A 16,929-nucleotide genomic window follows, 5' to 3' on the forward strand; every position below is an offset into this window, starting at 1 on the left:
CGGGGGGTGGCGTCAACTTAGGCTCCGGGCCGTGCAGATGACGATCCTTCATGTGTCCCAGCCGGTCGACGGCGGGGTGGCCCGGGTGGTGGTGGACCTGGTGCGCGGGCAGCGCGCGGCCGGGTGCCGGGTACTGGTGGCGTGTCCCTCCGGCGGGCGGCTGGCCCGCGAGGCCGCCGCGGCCGGTGCCCGGGTGCTGGACTGGCCCGCCGAACGCTCGCCCGGTGCGGGCGTCGCCCGGGAGGCCTGGCGGTTGCGCCGGATCATCCGCCGCACCGAGCCGGACGTGCTGCACCTGCACAGCGCGAAGGCCGGGCTGGCGGGGCGGCTGGCGGCCCGCGGCACCCCGCCCACCGTGTTCCAGCCGCACGCCTGGTCGTTCGCGGCGGTGGACGGCACCCTGGCCGAGGCCAGCCTGCGCTGGGAGCGGCACGCGACCCGCTGGGCCCGCACCGTGCTGTGCGTCAGCGAGCGGGAGCGGGCGGACGGCGAGGCGGCGGGGCTGGTCGCGGACTGGCGGGTGGTGCCCAACGGCGTCGACCTGGAGCACTTCGCGCCCGCCGACCCGGCCTCCCGGCGGGCGGCCCGGATGACGCTGGGCCTGGACCGGTCCGATCCGCTGGCGGTGTGCGTGGGGCGGCTGTGCCGGCAGAAGGGCCAGGACGTGCTGCTGGACGCCTGGACGCGGGTGCAGCTGGCCCGCCCGGCGGCCCGGCTGGTGCTGGTAGGCGGCGGCCCGGACGCGGAGGCGCTGTCCGAGCAGGTGCGCTCGCTGCCGGACCCGTCCCGGGTGCGGATGGTGGGCGACGTGGCGGACCCGCGGCTGTGGCTGGCGGCGGCGGACCTGGCGGTGCTGCCCTCGCGCTGGGAGGGGATGGCGCTGGCGCCGCTGGAGGCGATGGCCTGCGGGCGGCCGGTGCTGCTGACCGACGTGCCGGGGGCCCGGGAGTGCCTGCCGCCGGGGGAGCGGGAGCGCGCGGTGGTGCCGCCGGAGAATTCCGCTGCGATGGCCGAACGGCTGGTCGAATTCCTGGGTGACCGGGTCGAATGCGAAAGGCGCGGAGTGCTGGCCCGGTCACACATGGCAGATCATCACGATATTCGCGGAGTGATTCGGCAGGTGGCGGCGGTCTACCGGACGATTGTTCGGAGCGGAGCGGTGCCGGTGGGCCGTACGGACCGTGTCCCGCAGCGGTTCTGATCGTTTGTCAGACTGTGAATGCCCGCCCGTGCAGGTGCGGCCTTCTTTCCTGAATGTCTGATTATTGGGCGGGTGGAATGAAATGGCATGTCAGCCTCCTGCGGGCCGGTCGGCGTTCGCTAATGTCTGATTTTGCCTGCTTCGTCTCCAATTTCGACAGCGAAATGGTCGACCGCCTTTCACGGCAGCAGGTGCTTACCTGGACCGCGTCCACCGGGCCGGGGCGCCGAGCCGGTGCGCGTCCGGTCCGGCGGCCCGGTCGCGGCGGGTACACAGCAGGGGAGTTCGTGCGCTGATGACCATTGACCACGAGAGCGTGCCGCGGCCGGGCAGAACGCTGACGGGCCCCGGCCGTCACGGCGCCCCGTCGGACGGCCGTCACGGCGCCAGGCCGGACGGCCGCCCCGGCACCGGCGTGCTCGACCGGCCCGGAGCGCGGTCGAAGGGCCGCCCGAAGTCCCGGTCCGCCGCGCCCCGCGCCTCGGCGGGCGTCGGCCGGCACCGCGGCCGCCTGCACGCCCGGGTCGCCCTCCCGCTGGCCCTGGCCGCCGTCGACAGCCTGGCCGTCGGCCTCGCCGCGGCCGCCACCACCCCCGCGGGCACCCGCCCGGTCGCCACCGCCGCCCTGCTGCTGCCCGCCCTGCTCCCGCTCAACCTGGCCGGCGGCCTCTACCGCACCCGGCTCAGCCTGTCCGCGCTCGACGAACTGCCCGCCCTGACCGCCCGCGCGGCCGTCGCCACCGCCTTCGCGATCACCGCCGACGCCTGCCTGGCCGACCGCTGGGCCGACCTCGGCCCGGTCAGCCCGCTGCGGCTGCTCGCCCTGCTGCTGCTGGTGCTCCCGCTCGCCGCCCTCGGCCGGGCCTTCGTCCACCACCTCACCCGCCGGGCCCGCCGCCGCCGCCCCAGCCCGGTGCTGATCCTCGGCGCGGGCGAGCTCGGCCAGCAGATCGCCGCGGTGCTCGCCGCCCGCCCCGAGTACGGCCTGCGCCCGGTCGGCTACCTCGACCCCGACCCGGTGCTGCTGCCGCCCGGCGCCCCGCTGCCGGTGCTCGGCGGCCGCGAGGTGCTCGGCCGGGTGCTGCGCCGCTACCGGATCCACCACGTGCTGGCCACCGCGGGCGCCGCCGACGAGGCCGAGACGCTGTCCGCGCTGCGGCACGCCGCCCGGCTGGGCTGCCAGGTCTGGCTGGTGCCCGGCCTGCGCGAGTTCGACTCCGTCCAGGGCGCGGGCGACCACCTGTGGGGCTTCCCCTGCCTGCGCCTGGGCGCCCCCGCGATGCGGCGCGGCGGCTGGGTCGTCAAGCGCGGCTTCGACATCGCCGCGGCCGGCCTCGGCCTGCTGCTGGCCTCCCCGGTGCTGGCCCTCTGCGCCCTCGCGGTGCGCTGGGACACCGGCCCGGGCGTGCTGTTCCGCCAGCAGCGCACCGGCCTGGACGGCAAGGTGTTCACCGTCCTCAAGTTCCGCACCCTGCGCCCCTCCAACGAGCACGAGTCGGCCACCCGCTGGAACATCTCCCAGGACCACCGGATGGGCGCCACCGGCAAGTTCCTGCGCAGGACCTCGCTGGACGAGCTGCCGCAGCTGTGGAACGTGCTGCGCGGCGACATGAGCCTGGTCGGCCCGCGCCCCGAACGCCCGTACTTCGTCATGCGGTTCGGCCAGGCGTACCCCGAGTACGCCGACCGGCACCGCGTCCCGGTCGGCGTGACCGGCCTGGCCCAGGTCAACGGCCTGCGCGGGGACACCTCGATCGAGGACCGGGCGCGCTTCGACAACCGCTACATCGAGGGCTGGAGCCTGTGGGGGGACGCCAAGATCCTGCTCCGCACCGCCGCCCTGGTGGTCCGCCCGGACGGGAGCTGAACCCATGGCCATCGCCCTCCAACTGCCCTACCCCGCCAGGCGGTTGGCCGCAATAGTCCCACCCCGGCCGAGCTGGCTGGCGGCCGCGACGGTCCTCCTGGTGTGCGTGCCGACGGGGGAGAAGGACGTCACCGCGTCCGTGCACGTCACCCCGGCCGACCTCGCCTCGCTGGCCCTGGTCGGGCTGGTCGCCCTCGACCTGCTGCGCGGCCGGCTGCCCCGGCTCGACCCGGCGGTCTGCGCGCTGCTGGGCGGGGTGGTGCTGGCCGCCGCCCTCGCCACCGTGCACTCCATCGACCCGGCGAGCAGCGCCACCGGCTTCGTCCGGCTGGTGCAGATCTTCGTGCTCGTCCCCGCCGCGGTGCTGCTCGCCGTCCGCGACACCCGCGACCGCCGCCTGGTCCTCGGCTCCTTCGTGCTGGCCGCCCTGATCGAGGGCGCGGTCGGCGCGAACCAGTACCTCACCCGCACCGGCGCCTCCTACACCGGCCAGCCCATCCGCGCGATCGGCACCTTCGGCGCGCTCGACGTCATGGCGATGTCCACCGTCGTCTCGTACGGGCTGCTGGCCGCCCTCGGACTGGCGCTCGCCGAGCGCCGCCCCGGCGGCAGCCGCTGGCTGCGCCGCGCGATGTGGGCCGCCGCCGCGTTCCTGGCCTTCCCGCTGGCCGTGTCGTTCAGCCGGGGCAGCTGGATCGCCACCGCCGTCGCCGCGAGCGTGCTGCTGCTGCGCGCCGACGCCCGGCTCGCCGTCAAGGGCGTGCTGGTCGGCGCCGCCGCCGCGGTGGTGCTGGTCGGCGGGCTCGGCCTCGGCGCGTCCGGCGTCACCGAGCGGATCAGCTCGATCGGCTCGGTCTCCGCCGCCCCCGACCAGTCGGTCTCCGACCGCTACGACCTGTGGGCCACCGCGGGCCGGATCTGGCAGGACCACCCGATGACCGGCGCCGGACCGAAGGCCTTCCAGCAGCTGCGCGACAGCCACGCCCCGCTGCGGCTCTCCTCCGGCAGCGACGCCGCCGACGCCACCATCGGCTTCCAGCGCGAACCGCTGCTCTCCCCGCACAACATGTACTTCCTGGTGCTCAGCGAACAGGGCCTGCTCGGCGTCGTCGCCTACCTGGCGCTGTTCCTCGCCCTGCTGACCGGCTGCCTGCGCCGCGCCACCGGCCCCGGCCTGGCCGCGCTCGCCCTGCTCTGCTGGGTGCTCTGGGACTTCCTCTACGCCGACATCGGCGGCACCACCACCGTACTGACCTCGGTGGTGCTGGGCCTGGCCGCCCGCACCGCCTTCCCCGGCCCCGACTCCCGCGAAGCGGACGGTGCATGACGACAGACCAGCCGGTGGCCCGGCCCGCTCCGGCCACCGCCACCGCCACCGCCACCGCGACCGTCCCCGCGGCCGTCCCCGCCCCGCGCGCGGCCGCCGAACCGGCCAGACGCGGCTTCCTGGCCAAGGCCTTCGGCGTCACCGCGCTGCTCAGCGCCGCCGGATCCGGCCTCGGCCTGCTCCGCGACCTGCTGCTGGCCCGGTACTTCGGCGCCAACCAGGGCACCGACGCCTTCCTGGTCGCCTGGACGGTGCCGGAGACCGCCGCGCCGCTGCTGATCGAGGACGCGATGGCCTTCCTGATGGTCCCGGCCTTCAGCCTGGCCCTGGTGCTGCGCGAGGAACGCCCCCACGGGCCGGACCCGGTACGGCAGTTGACCCGCTCCACGCTGCCCTGGCTGCTGCTCGCGCTGTGCACCCTCTCCGGCGCCGCCGCGCTCGGCGCCCCCCAGCTGGTCGACCTGCTCGCCCCCGGCCTGGCCGACCCGCAGCTCGCCGTCACCTGCACCCGGATCACCGCGCTCACCATCCTGCCGTTCGGCGTCGCCGGGTACCTCGCCTCCGCGCTGCGCGCCCTGCACTCCTTCACCGCGCCCGCCGTCATCTACGTGATGTACAACCTGGGCATCCTGGCGCTGCTGCTCAGCGGCCACCAGCTGCTCGGGGTGCGCTCCGCGGCGATCGGCGTCGCCGTCGGCAGCGCGCTGATGGCCGGCGTGCTGCTGCTGCCGTTCGCCCGCAAGCTGCGCTCCGGCGGACGGCGGCGCGGGCTCAGCCGGGGCGCGGCCCGCCGGCTGGTGCTGATCCCGCTGGCGCTGCTGCCGGTCGCCGCGTTCACCCTGACCCGGCAGGCCCAGGTGTTCATCGAGCGCTACCTCGGCTCCGACCTGCCGCCCGGCACCATCTCGCACCTCAACTACGCCGCCAAGATCAGCCAGTTGGCGATGACCTCGGCGATCCTGATCGTCACCGTGACCTTCCCGGTGGTGGCCCGGGCGATGGCCGCCGGGGACTTCACGGCGGCCCGCGACCGGGTCGAGAAGGACCTCGGCCAGGCCGCGGCGCTCGTCCTGCTCGGCACCGCCTTCCTGATGGCCTGCGCCCCCGCACTGGTCGCCCTGCTGTTCCAGCGCGGCGCGTTCGGCCCGGCCGACACCTCCGCCACCGCCGCCGTGATCCGGGTCTACTCCTTCGGGCTGCCCGCGCAGGCGATGATCGGCGTGATGGTCCGGCCGTACTTCTGCGTCCGCCCGGTGGTGCGCCGCGCCGACACCCCGCGCGCCGAGGGCGACCGGATCACCTGGCTGGACTGGTACCCGGTCGGCGCGATGCTGCTCGGCCTGGCCGTCACCGTCGCCGTCGGCGTCGGCGCCACCCCGCACTTCGGGGCGCTCGGCCTGGCCGCGGGCAACGCCGCGGGCATCACCACCACCGCCGCGCTGCTGCTGCGCGGCCTGATGCTGCGCGGCGTCGCCCTGCGGCTGCCCCGGGTGCTCGGCGGCCAGGCCCGGCTGCTGGCCGCCGCCCTCGCCGCCGCCGCGCTCGGCTGGCTGGCCGCCCGGGCCGCCGCCGACCCGCTGCCCGCCGCGCTGCTCGGCGGCGGCACCGTCCTGCTCTCCTTCGCCGCCCTCGGTGCGCTGTTCGGCGCCGCCGAGGTGCGCGGCCCGGTGCTCGGCCTGCTGGCCCGGGCCCGGCGGCCGCGCCCCGTCCCGTCCACCGCCGCCGAGGGGAGCCCCCATGACCGCTGACCCCCACCTGCCGTCCCAGGCACTCGCCCCCCGGCTGGCGCCCTGGATCCTGATGTACCACTCGGTGGCCGAGGAGGACGAGGACCCGTACCTGCTCACCGTCACCCCCGAACGCTTCGCCGAACAGATGGACTGGCTGCACCGCACCGGCCGCCGCGGCGTCAGCATCCGCGAACTGCTGGCCGCGCAGGCCCGCGGCCGGGAGGCCCGGCTGGTCGGCCTGACCTTCGACGACGGCTACGCCGACTTCGCCCGGCACGCCGTCCCGGTGCTGCGCGAGCACGGCTTCACCGCCACCGCGTACGTCGTCCCCGACCTGCTCGGCTGCGAGAACGGCTGGGACGCCGAGGGCCCGCGCAAGAAGCTGCTCACCGTCGAGCAGGTCGTCGAACTCGCGGGCGCGGGCTGGGAGATCGGCTCGCACGGCCTCGGCCACCAGGCCCTGCCCGGCCTCTCCCCGGCCGCCCTGGAACGCCAGACCACCGACAGCCGGCGCGCCCTGGAGGACCTGCTGGGCAGCCCCGTCACCGGCTTCTGCTACCCGTACGGCGCGGTCGACCTGCCCGCCACCCGGGCCGTCCGGGACGCCGGGTACGACTACGCCTGCGCCATCGACCACTCCTGGCTGACCGGCCGCCACGCCCTGCCCCGCTGCTACGTCGGCGACCGCGACGGCGCCTGGCGGCTGCGCGCCAAGCACGGCCGCCACCGCTGGCGGGACGCCGTGACCGGGCTGCGCTGGGCCCCGCCGAAGTCCGCGCCGAAGCCCCTGCCGACGGCCACCGCGGGAGAGCCCCGATGAGAGTCCTGCACGTGGTCACCGGCCTGCACGCGGGCGGCGCCGAACGCCAGCTCGCCCTGCTGCTGCGGCACCTGCCGAAGGACCAGCAGCACGAGGTGGCCGCCCTGACCAACCCCGGCACGGTCGCCCGCGGCCTGCGCGCCGACGGCTTCACCGTCCACCACCTCGACATGCGCGGCAACCGCGACCTCGGCGTGCTGCCCCGGCTGACCCGGCTGATCCGCTCCGGCCGCTACGACCTGGTGCACACCCACCTCTACCGGGCCATGCTGTACGGCCGCCTCGCCGCCCGGCTGGCGGGCGTCCGCACGGTGGTCGCCACCGAGCACTCGCTGCAGTCCGGCGTCATCGAGGGCCGCCCCACCTCGCGCGGCGTCCGCGCCCTCTACCTGGGCGCCGAACGGCTCGGCACCACCACCCTCGCCGTCTCCGGCCAGGTCGCCGCGGTCCTGGACGAGTGGGGCGTGCCCGCCGACCGGGTCCGCCTGCTGCCCAACGGCGTGGACGCCGCCCGCTACCGCTTCACCCCCGCCGCCCGGGCCGCCCACCGCGGCCGCCTGCGGGCCCAACTCGGCCTGCCCATCGGCGTGTTCGTGATCGGCGCGGTCGGCCGACTGGTGCCCGGAAAACGCTTCCACGTCCCGCTGGAGGCACTCGTCCGGCTCACCGACGCCCGCCTGCTGCTGATCGGCGAGGGCCCCGAACGGGGCGCCCTGCTCGACCTGGCCGCCCGGCTCGGCGTCCGCGACCGCCTGGTGCTCACCGGCGAACGCGACGACGTCCCCGAACTGCTCACCGCCGTCGACGTGCTGGTCTCCCCCTCCCGCGAGGAGACCTTCGGCCTGGCCGCCCTCGAAGGCCTCGCCGCCGGGCTCCCCCTCCTCCACTCCGCCTGCCCAGCCCTCGCCGAACTCCCCGCCGACGCGGCCCCGCACGCCCGCCTGCTCCCCTCCGAACCCGAGCCCTACGCCCGCGAACTCGCCCTCCTCGCCACCACCCGCCCCGGCCCCCACCCCGTCCCCCCGGCCGTCGCCCACTACGACATCGCCCGCATCGCCACCGACCTGGCCGACCTCTACCGCCACCTGACCACCCCGCCCGGCACGGCCGGGGACACCCGCCAGGACCCCGGCCGACCCGGGCGCGAGCCCGCGGCGGCTTCGGGTGCTGCCCGCCCTGCGTCGTTCGCCCGCGGTCTGCTGCGCGCGGGTCGTGGGCCTGCGGCGGCTCCCGGCGGGGAGTCCCGTCAGGTTGCTGCCGCCCAGGGTTCGGGCCGGGCCGGGCGCGAGCCCGCGGGGCGCAGGCCGGACGGGGGGTCCCGTTCGACCGCTGCTGCCGTCCCGGGGTCCGGGGCGCTCCCGGCCGCCCCCGCGGTGCCCGGGCCGCCCTCCCGCCGGGGGCGGGGCGGGCGGTCCTAGTGCCGCGTCAGGCAGCCTTCGCCCGTCGCGCCTCCCCCAGTCCCGAGGGGGGCTGGGCGGTACCCCCTCGGCACGTGCCCTCCTCGCCCGCCGCCGGACAGGAGGGGCCCGCTCGCCGCACCGGCCGAAAACCCGAGCACACCCAGTACGAGGGCTTCCGGTCGGCACGCCGAGAGCCCGCACCGAGGGGGCGCCTCCCCACCTCCTCGGTGCCGGGGGAGCCGCTCCTTGAGACGCGGCACCGGTCGGCTGCGGCCGGCTCCCGGCGGCCCGGTGGTCCGCGCGGCCGTGCGGCCGCGCACTGATCAGTTCACCCCTTCGACCCTCCTGGAGTCACCGATGCCCGAACCACGTCGCCGCGCCCGTGCGCTGGCCCGCCGCTGGTGGCCGCTGGCCGTCGCCGTCCCGCTCGGTGCGGCGGCCGGGGCCGGCTACGCCGTCGTCTCGCCGCCCAGCTACGCCGCCAGTTCCTACGTGGTGGTGGTGCCGAACAACCCGGGCGAGAACTCGACCGCGGTCAACTTCGCCCAGGCGTACGGCCGGTTGGCCGGGCAGCCGCAGGTGCTGCTCGGGGCCGCGGCCGAGACCGGCCACTCGGTGGCCACGCTGGCGGGGATGGTGCGCGGCACCACCTCCCCGGACGCCCCGATGATCGAGATCACCGGCACCGGCGCCCGCGGCGAGGACGCCGTGAAGAACGCCGACGCGGTCGCCAAGTCGCTGATCGCGTTCGGCAACACCAGCAGCAAGGAGACCGGCGTCCGGCTGGTGCCGCTGGCCCCCGCCGCGGAGCCGGACGCCCCGGCCTCCCCGTCCGCGGTCCTGGACACCGCGGTGGGCACGGCCGCGGGCGTACTGCTCGGCACGCTGGTGATGCTCACCCGCCGCAGGCCCGAGCCCGCCGGAGCGGCCGCCCTGCCCGCCCAGCCCCAGCCCCAGCCCCAGCCCGCGCCCGCGCCCGCGCCCGAGCCCGTCGACACCGCCGCCGAAGCCGCCGCCGCGAAGAAGTCGGCCCCCGAACCGGCGGCCGCCCGGTGAAGCTCCGCCAACGGCCCGGACCGGGCCCCCGGGTGCCCGCCCAGCCGGCCCGCTCCGCCGCCGACAGCGAGCGCTGGAGCGCCGAGGTGCTGCGCACCGACGACGCCCTGGACCGGCTCGCCGACGACTGGGACGACCTGCACCGCCGCTGCTCCACCGCCACCAGCTTCCAGGCCGCGCCCTGGCTGCGCTCCTGGTGGAGCCGGTACGGCCGCCCGGGCGCGCTGGTGCTGGTGCTGGTCCGCCGGGACGGGCGGCTGGTGGGGGCGGCCGCGCTGCGCCGCCGCGGCCCGTTCGGCGGGCTGACCAACCTGGGCGCGGGCCTGGTCGACTACACCGACGTGCTGCTCGACGACGACTGCGCGGACCGGGCCGCCGCCGAGCTGGCCGCCGCCCTCCCGCTGCGCCGCCCCTGGCACAGCCTGGAGCTGCGCGAGGTGCACCCGTCGGCGGCCGTGCAGCGGGTGTACGCGCACTGGCGGGGGCGCCGGCACCGGTTCACCGACTCGCTGTGCCAGTACCTGCCCGCCGTCCCGATGGACGAGCTGCTCAAGCGGCTGCCCGGCAAGACCGCCCAGCGCAGCCGGGTCAAGCTCCGCAAGATCGCCCAGTCCGGGGTGGTGGTGCACTCCGCGACCGCCGACGAGGTCCCGTACACGGTCGGCGAGCTGCTGCGGCTGCACGCCCTGCAGTGGCAGGACCGCGGGGTCACCCCGGAGCACCGCACCGAGCGCTTCGCCGCGCACCTGACCGAGTCGACCACCGGCCTGGTGGCGACCGGGCGGGCGGCCATACACCGCTTCGAGCTGGACGGCGAGGTGCTGGCGGTGAACCTGGTGATCCTGGGCACCCGGTTCGGCGGCCTCTACATGTACGGGGCGCACCCGAAGCTGCGCGACAAGGTGGACATCGCGGGGATGCTGTTCAACGCGGCCCTGGACGAGGCCCGCAGCGCGGGGATACCGCAGTTGAGCCTGCTGCGCGGCCAGGAGCCGTACAAGCAGCGCTGGCGGCCGGACCAGCTGTCCAACCAGCGCCTGGTGCTGGGCCCCGGCCGGCTCGCCCCGTGGGCCGCGGCCCGCGCGCTGCGGGTCCGGGCCCGGATCGCGGCGGTGCACGTGCTGCGCACCCGGGCGCCGAGGCTGAAGGAGGCGCTAGCGCAGCGCCGACTGCGGTGAGGCCTTCACCGGCCCGACGGCCCCGGAGGAACCCGACATCAGCTGCTTGTACACGGCGGCCGACTTCGGGTTCTCCTTGCACTGCCAGAAGCCGTGCGGGCAGTAGTCGGTGACGGTCTGGTAGGCGGTGTCGTGGGTGCGCATCCACTCCACCATCCGCCGGACGAACTCCGGGTTGTCGCCGTTGCGGAACAGCCCCCACTCCGGGTAGGACACCGGCTTGCCGCGCTTGGCGGCGAACTCGACCTGGTCCTGCAGCCCGTACGGCTCGGAGACGTACTCGTCGAAGGTGCCGCCCGCGGGCTGGTCGTAGCTGTCCATGCCGATGATGTCGACCACGTCGTCGCCGGGGTAGCAGCGCGTCCAGGGGATGGCGTCCAGCCCGCGGGTGGGGGTGAAGTCGAAGGAGAAGCGCTGGCCCGGCACCGAGCGCATCACGCCGACGATCCGCCGCCAGTACGCCTTCCAGGCCGTCGGGTCGGGCTTGCAGCGCGAGGTGTAGGTGACGCCGTTCATCTCCCAGCCGAGGGTGATGACGGTGTCGCCGCCGCCGAACGCGACCAGCTTCCGGGCCAGGCGCAGGAAGTGCTGGTCGAACTCGCCCTGGTTGCCGCGGGCCAGCAGCCGGGCCACCTCGGCGTCCGGCACGTTGCCCTCGTTGGGGACGAGCATCGGCACGCCCAGCACCAGCCGCCGCCCCGGGTCGGACTGCCGCCACTGCGACCACAGGCCGAGCACCATCGGCTCGCCCTCGATGTCCTGCCAGCCGTTGCCCGCCAGGTAGGTGTGGCCGACCTGCATGTTGGCGTCGTTCAGCCAGGACGCCATCCGCGCGATGTTCGGGATGTAGTTGTCCCAGGAGCCGACGAACGCCCCGAACGGCACCTCGTGCAGCGCCCGCTGCACCACCGGCCGCGGCGCGGCCCCGCGCGGCTGGACCGCGTCCGAGGAGAGCGCGGCGTGCCGCTCGGTCTGGCTGAGCGGGGTGCCGGACGGCACGCTGGCGGTGGTCACCAGCAGCAGCGCGGCGGCGGCCAGGGTCAGGCGGCCGAGACGCATGGGTTCTCCGTACGGGTCCAGGGACGGGTTCCGGCCCCAGGAGCCTAGCCTGACGGACCGTCATAAATGCCCCATGTCACCCCAACGGGTCACCCGGGGGGCCGGCCGGCCCCGGGGCGCCGGGGCCCGCGCCGTCGCCGCACTGCGTTCCGTCTCACCTCTGTAACAGTCCGTGGACCGACCGAAGGCGCGGCCCGGCGGGCCGTCGCCGTCCGGCGGTCCGGTGTCGGCGCTGGTCGGGGCGGGTCGCGTCAGCGGCGGATAAAGGTCTGGACCTGGGACACGCCGGGGCCCGCCGGGCGGTAAACCCGGCGGTCCTGTCAGTGGCCGCCGGATAAACTCCGGCCGTGTCCTTCAATCCGCTGAGAAGCCTGTCGCCCCGTTCGGTCCTGCCTGCCGCCGCCGCCCTGCTGGTCCTCGCGGCCGGTGCCGCGGCCCACGCCAACCGTCCCGAGCCGTTCGGCGACCGGGTGGTCGCCGGTGCGTCGGACGCCAGCCCGGTCAGCGCGCAGTCGACCACCGCGGAGGAGACCGACTTCCAGGTGGGCCCCGGGGTGGAGGCCTTCTCGAAGTCCACCGGCGAGCGCCTGTGGTCCTACCGGCGGGAGGGCGCGACCGCGCTCCACCTCACCCCGGTCGGCGAGGACGTCGTGGTGGTCTGGGACGACGGCATGGTCACCGCGGTGGACACCGGCGACCACGCGGTGCGCTGGCACCGCAGCGTCCCCGGCCTGGCGGACTGGCTGCGCGCCGACGGCGAGCCGGAGGCGGCCGACCGCACCGAGGGGCAGCGCAAGGAGCTGATGGCCCGGCGCGCCGCCGAGGCCCTGCACCCGTCCGCGGACAAGGTCAACGACGCCTTCGTGACGGTGGTCACCCCGGGCCTGCTGATGGGCTTCCGGGAGCGCGACGGCGACCTGCGCTTCAACTCCCGCCCCCCGGCGGGCTGCACCTTCTCCCCGGTGCGCACCGCGGAGACCGACGACGCGGTGCTCGTCCCGCGGCTGTGCCCGCCCACCACCAGCGCCGGGGCCCGCCAGCTGCCGGGCGGCGTCATGGTGTTCTCGCTCACCGACCACGGCAACTTCCTCAACACCGGCCCCGACGTGGTGATGCGCCCGCTGGACGGCCACCGCGTCTCGGTCGAGGACGGCCCGGTGATCGGCAGCTGGGTGTACGACACCACGCTGGGCGGCCGGGAGGCCGCCTGCGGCACCGACGGCGCCCCGTTCGCGGCGGCCCGCCCGGCCTGCGGGAAGTGACCGCCCCGGCCCGGTCGGCACCCGCTGCCGCCCGGGCCGGCGCCCGGTGGTGCGCGCCGTCGCGGCCGGCGTCGAGAAAAGGCTTTCCCGCCCTCCCGTAGACTTGGTCCCAATGGCTGAGTGCCATACCCACGTCGAGGAGAGACCCCAGCCATGATTTCCGCGAACGCCCTGGAGCTTCGTGCCGGTGCCCGCATCCTGATCGAGTCCGCCAGCTTCCGGATCGCTCCGGGCGACCGGATCGGCCTGGTCGGCCGCAACGGCGCGGGCAAGACCACGCTGACGAAGGTGCTGGCCGGCGAGGGCCTCCCGGCGGGCGGCACGGTCACCACCTCCGGCGAGGTCGGCTACCTCCCGCAGGACCCGCGCACCGGCGACCTCGACGTTCTGGCCCGGGACCGCATCCTCTCCGCCCGCGGCCTCGACACCGTGCTGAAGAAGATGCGCGAGAACGAGGAGCGGATGGCCAACGGCAAGGGCTCCACCCGCGACAACGCGATGAAGAAGTACGCCCGGCTGGAGACCGAGTTCCTCACCAAGGGCGGGTACGCCGCCGAGGCCGAGGCCGCCACCATCGCCGCCGCGCTCGGCCTGCCCGACCGCATCCTCGGCCAGGAGCTGCACACCCTCTCCGGCGGTCAGCGCCGCCGGGTCGAGCTGGCCCGGATCCTGTTCTCGGACGCCGACATCCTGCTGCTCGACGAGCCCACCAACCACCTCGACGCGGACTCGATCGCCTGGCTGCGGGACTTCCTGAAGACCTACAAGGGCGGCTTCATCGTCATCTCGCACGACGTCGACCTGGTCGAGACGGTCGTCAACAAGGTCTTCTACCTGGACGCCAACCGCTCCGCCATCGACATCTACAACATGGGCTGGAAGCAGTACCAGCAGCAGCGCGAGGACGACGAGAAGCGCCGCAAGCGCGAGCGCGCCAACGCCGAGAAGAAGGCCGCGACGCTCAACTCGCAGGCCGACAAGATGCGCGCCAAGGCCACCAAGACGGTCGCCGCGCAGAACATGGCCCGCCGCGCCGAGAAGCTGCTCTCCGGCCTGGAGCAGGTCCGGGTCTCCGACAAGGTCGCCAAGCTGCGCTTCCCGGACCCGGCCCCGTGCGGCAAGACCCCGCTGACGGCCGAGGGCCTGTCGAAGTCCTACGGCTCGCTGGAGATCTTCACCGACGTGGGCCTGGCGATCGACCGCGGCTCCCGGGTCGTGATCCTCGGCCTGAACGGCGCGGGCAAGACCACCCTGCTGCGGATGCTGGCCGGCGTGGAGCAGCCGGACACCGGCGAGGTGATCCCCGGCCACGGCCTGAAGATCGGCTACTACGCGCAGGAGCACGAGACGCTCGACCCCGAGCGCAGCGTGCTGGAGAACATGCGCTCCGCCGCGCCGGACACCGACCTGGTGCAGATCCGCAAGATCCTCGGCTCCTTCCTGTTCTCCGGCGACGACGTGGACAAGCCGGCCGGGGTGCTCTCCGGCGGCGAGAAGACCCGGCTCGCGCTGGCCTCGCTGGTGGTCTCCAGCGCCAACGTGCTGCTGCTCGACGAGCCGACCAACAACCTCGACCCGGCCAGCCGCGAGGAGATCCTCGGCGCGCTGCGCACCTTCACCGGCGCGGTCGTCCTGGTCACCCACGACGAGGGCGCGGTCGAGGCGCTCCAGCCGGAGCGGATCATCCTGCTGCCCGACGGCGTCGAGGACCTGTGGAGCCCCGCCTACCACGACCTGGTGTCGCTGGCCTGACCCCCCGCCCGGCCACCCCGCGGCCCGCTCCGGGCCACCGTACGGACCTCGCGCGTAGACGCGGGGTCCGTTTTCGGTACGAGGGGAACTCGTCCCCCGTCGACCCGGCGTCCCCGGAGGGAGGGCCCCGGGGGCCCGCGCCGGGGTGCGCGGTTTGCCCGCTGACGGTCCGGGCTGATCAGCGGATTCGCTCACCGGAGCGAATCCCGCAGGGGCGTGCACACCCTCCGTGAGCGCCCCGGTGCGGAGCGCGCACCACCACTCGCGCCCGCTTTCCCGCGACGGACCTTGTCGAATGGGTGGCCATGGACGGGGCAATGGGTGATCATGGGAATCTGACCGATCACCTCTACGAGGAGGCACGGGTGGCCGAGACTCTGAAAAAGGGCAGCCGGGTAACAGGTGCCGCGCGTGAGAAGCTCGCGGCCGATCTCAAGAAGAAGTACGACTCCGGGGCGAGCATTCGGGCCCTCGCGGAGGAGACGGGCCGGTCCTACGGCTTCGTCCACCGGATGCTCAGCGAGTCCGGGGTCAACCTCCGGGGTCGCGGCGGCGCCACCCGCGGCAAGGGCAAGGCCGCTGCCGCCACCGGCTCCTGACGGCCCGTCACATCGGGCGGGCGGCACCCGAGCAGCTCCGGCCGCCCCGGTTCACAGCACGCTGCTCGCCATGCACGACGCTCCACAGCGGATCGGCGGCCGGGTCACTCCCGAGCCGCCGACCGCCGTTTCCGGGCCCGGTCGCGGCGGCCCGCGCGGGCGCCTGTACGTACACCGGGGCCTTTGTTACCCTCCAGTAGCCCGTCGGGGTCGGCGGGCGCCCCGCCCCGCCGCTGGAAGGTAGCCCCGCCATGACCACCGACATCCCCGACGCCGACCGTACCGAGTGGGAGAAGGCGGGCGTCCGCCTCGACCTCGACGGCGAACTCGCCACCGTCACCCTCTGTGACCCGGACCGCCGCAACGCCCAGACCCCCGCGATGTGGCGCGCCCTCGCCGCCGTCGGCCGCGCGCTGCCCGGCAGCGTCCGGGTCGTCCTGCTCCGCGGCGAGGGCAGCTCCTTCTCGGCCGGCCTCGACCGCGCCATGTTCACCCCCGGGGGCATCCCCGGCGAGACCGGCTTCCTGCAGCTCGCCGCCTCCGCCGACGCCGAACTCGACGCCGCCATCGCCTCCTACCAGGAGGCCTTCACCTGGTGGCGCCGCAACGACCTGGTCAGCATCGCCGCCGTCCAGGGCCACGCGGTCGGCGCGGGCTTCCAGCTCGCCCTCGCCTGCGACCTGCGGGTCGTCGCCGAGGACGTCCAGTTCGCCATGAAGGAGACCTCCCTCGGCCTGGTCCCCGACCTCGCCGGCACCAAGCCCCTCACCGAACTCGTCGGCTACGCCCGCGCCCTGGAGATCTGCGCCACCGGCCGCCGGGTCGCCGCCGAGGAGGCCGTCGCCACCGGCCTCGCCAACCTCGCCGTCCCCGCGGCGGACCTGCACGCCGCCGCCGCCGACCTGGCCGCCGCCCTCCTGGCCGCCCCCCGCAGCGCCGTCATCGAGACCAAGGCCCTGCTCCGCGGCGCCGCCGACCGCACCTACGACCAGCAGCGCGCGGCGGAGCGCGAGTCGCAGGCGCGCCGCCTCCGGGACCTCGCGGGCCGGTAGCCGGGGGGGGTGCACCTGACTGTACGCACTTGTGGTGCGCCCTGCGTGGCGCGATGTCAGGGTTGGGGTGATTTGCGATATAGCTGGTGTCGAACGTCAGGAGACCCGAAATGACGCAGCCCCACACCCCCACCCCCGCGGACCTGCAGAAGAGCTCGACCGAGAACCAGTCCGGCGGTGAGCGCGGCCGTACGGCGCTCGCCGTCGGGGTGGTGGAGAAGATCGCCGGCATGGCGGCCCGGGAGGTGTCCGGGATCCACGCGCTGGGCTCGGGGTTCTCCCGGACCTTCGGGGCGATGCGGGACCGGGTGCCGGGTTCGAAGTCGAGCGTGGGCCGCGGGATCAAGGCGGAGGTCGGCGAGAAGCAGACCGCCATCGACATCGCGCTGGTGGTCGAGTACGGGGTGGTGATCCCCAGGCTGGCCTCCGAGGTGCGGGCGAACATCATCGAGGCGGTCGAGCGGATGACCGGCCTGGAGGTGGTCGAGGTGAACATCTCCGTCAACGACGTCCACCTGCCCGACGAGCCGGACGAGGACGAGGAGGAGGAGTCCCAGTCCTCCGGCAAGCGCCCCCGCGTGCAGTGAGTCGTGACCGTCCGGAGTGCCGAGCAGCAGGATCGTGAA

Annotated in this window: 13 protein-coding genes and 1 pseudogene; 13 read left to right on the forward strand and 1 reads right to left on the reverse strand. The window is 75.2% G+C overall.

Annotation, left to right across the window (positions count from 1 at the left end):
- Positions 1–37 precede the first annotated feature (37 nt).
- The 8 genes and pseudogenes from OO57_RS22865 (at position 38) to OO57_RS22900 (ending at position 10,579) form a co-directional block, all read left to right on the forward strand.
- On the forward strand, positions 38–1,201 hold the full coding sequence (locus OO57_RS22865) for a glycosyltransferase (protein WP_033254479.1): 1,164 nt from the start codon (positions 38–40) through the stop codon (positions 1,199–1,201).
- A 295-nt stretch (positions 1,202–1,496) separates the two neighbouring features.
- Positions 1,497–3,068, forward strand: a complete 1,572-nt coding sequence (locus OO57_RS22870; RefSeq protein ID WP_051778107.1) for a sugar transferase — start codon at positions 1,497–1,499, stop codon at positions 3,066–3,068.
- Positions 3,069–3,072: 4 nt separating this feature from the next.
- Positions 3,073–4,395 (forward strand): O-antigen ligase family protein, encoded by a 1,323-nt coding sequence (locus OO57_RS22875; RefSeq protein ID WP_051778108.1) that lies wholly within the window; start codon positions 3,073–3,075, stop codon positions 4,393–4,395.
- Positions 4,392–6,143, forward strand: a complete 1,752-nt coding sequence (locus OO57_RS22880) for a lipid II flippase MurJ (protein ID WP_158715194.1) — start codon at positions 4,392–4,394, stop codon at positions 6,141–6,143. Before OO57_RS22875 ends, OO57_RS22880 begins: the two co-directional genes overlap by 4 nt.
- The gene (locus tag OO57_RS22885; protein WP_051778110.1) at positions 6,133–6,945 is read left to right on the forward strand and encodes a polysaccharide deacetylase family protein; all 813 of its coding nucleotides are present in this window, start codon (positions 6,133–6,135) and stop codon (positions 6,943–6,945) included. The genes OO57_RS22880 and OO57_RS22885 overlap by 11 nt, the downstream gene beginning before the upstream one ends.
- Positions 6,942–8,045 (forward strand): annotated as a pseudogene (locus OO57_RS22890) (glycosyltransferase); the annotation flags it as partial. The gene OO57_RS22885 and the pseudogene OO57_RS22890, both read left to right, overlap by 4 nt.
- 657 nt (positions 8,046–8,702) lie before the next feature.
- Entirely contained in the window at positions 8,703–9,401 is a 699-nt protein-coding gene (locus OO57_RS22895; protein WP_051778111.1) for a Wzz/FepE/Etk N-terminal domain-containing protein, read from the forward strand.
- A 32-nt stretch (positions 9,402–9,433) separates the two neighbouring features.
- A complete protein-coding gene (locus tag OO57_RS22900; RefSeq protein WP_051778112.1) occupies positions 9,434–10,579 on the forward strand; it encodes a GNAT family N-acetyltransferase in 1,146 nt (381 codons plus the stop codon).
- Here OO57_RS22900 and OO57_RS22905 read toward each other — a convergent pair.
- Positions 10,556–11,638, reverse strand: coding sequence for a glycoside hydrolase family 26 protein (locus tag OO57_RS22905; protein WP_033254480.1), 1,083 nt, complete (start codon positions 11,636–11,638; stop codon positions 10,556–10,558). The two genes, OO57_RS22900 and OO57_RS22905, sit on opposite strands and share 24 nt — an antisense overlap.
- Before the next feature lie 347 nt (positions 11,639–11,985).
- On the opposite strand from OO57_RS22905, the gene OO57_RS22910 reads away from it, so the two are divergent.
- The 5 genes from OO57_RS22910 (at position 11,986) to OO57_RS22930 (ending at position 16,890) form a co-directional block, all read left to right on the forward strand.
- Entirely contained in the window at positions 11,986–12,900 is a 915-nt protein-coding gene (locus OO57_RS22910; protein ID WP_033254481.1) for a PQQ-binding-like beta-propeller repeat protein, read from the forward strand.
- A 153-nt stretch (positions 12,901–13,053) separates the two neighbouring features.
- On the forward strand, positions 13,054–14,652 hold the full coding sequence (locus OO57_RS22915) for an ABC-F family ATP-binding cassette domain-containing protein (RefSeq protein WP_033254482.1): 1,599 nt from the start codon (positions 13,054–13,056) through the stop codon (positions 14,650–14,652).
- A gap of 365 nt (positions 14,653–15,017) precedes the next feature.
- Complete coding sequence (locus OO57_RS22920; RefSeq protein WP_033254501.1) at positions 15,018–15,251, forward strand: helix-turn-helix domain-containing protein; 234 nt, start codon at positions 15,018–15,020, stop codon at positions 15,249–15,251.
- Positions 15,252–15,502: 251 nt separating this feature from the next.
- Positions 15,503–16,303, forward strand: a complete 801-nt coding sequence (locus OO57_RS22925; protein ID WP_051778113.1) for an enoyl-CoA hydratase/isomerase family protein — start codon at positions 15,503–15,505, stop codon at positions 16,301–16,303.
- Between the two features lie 110 nt (positions 16,304–16,413).
- Positions 16,414–16,890 carry an Asp23/Gls24 family envelope stress response protein gene (locus OO57_RS22930; protein ID WP_033254483.1) on the forward strand — a complete coding sequence of 159 codons (477 nt, stop codon included), beginning with the start codon at positions 16,414–16,416 and terminating at the stop codon, positions 16,888–16,890.
- Positions 16,891–16,929: the final 39 nt, after the last annotated feature.

Origin of the sequence: Kitasatospora phosalacinea, from assembly GCF_000717185.1 — a bacterium.
In the GTDB taxonomy this organism is placed as follows: domain Bacteria; phylum Actinomycetota; class Actinomycetes; order Streptomycetales; family Streptomycetaceae; genus Kitasatospora; species Kitasatospora phosalacinea_A.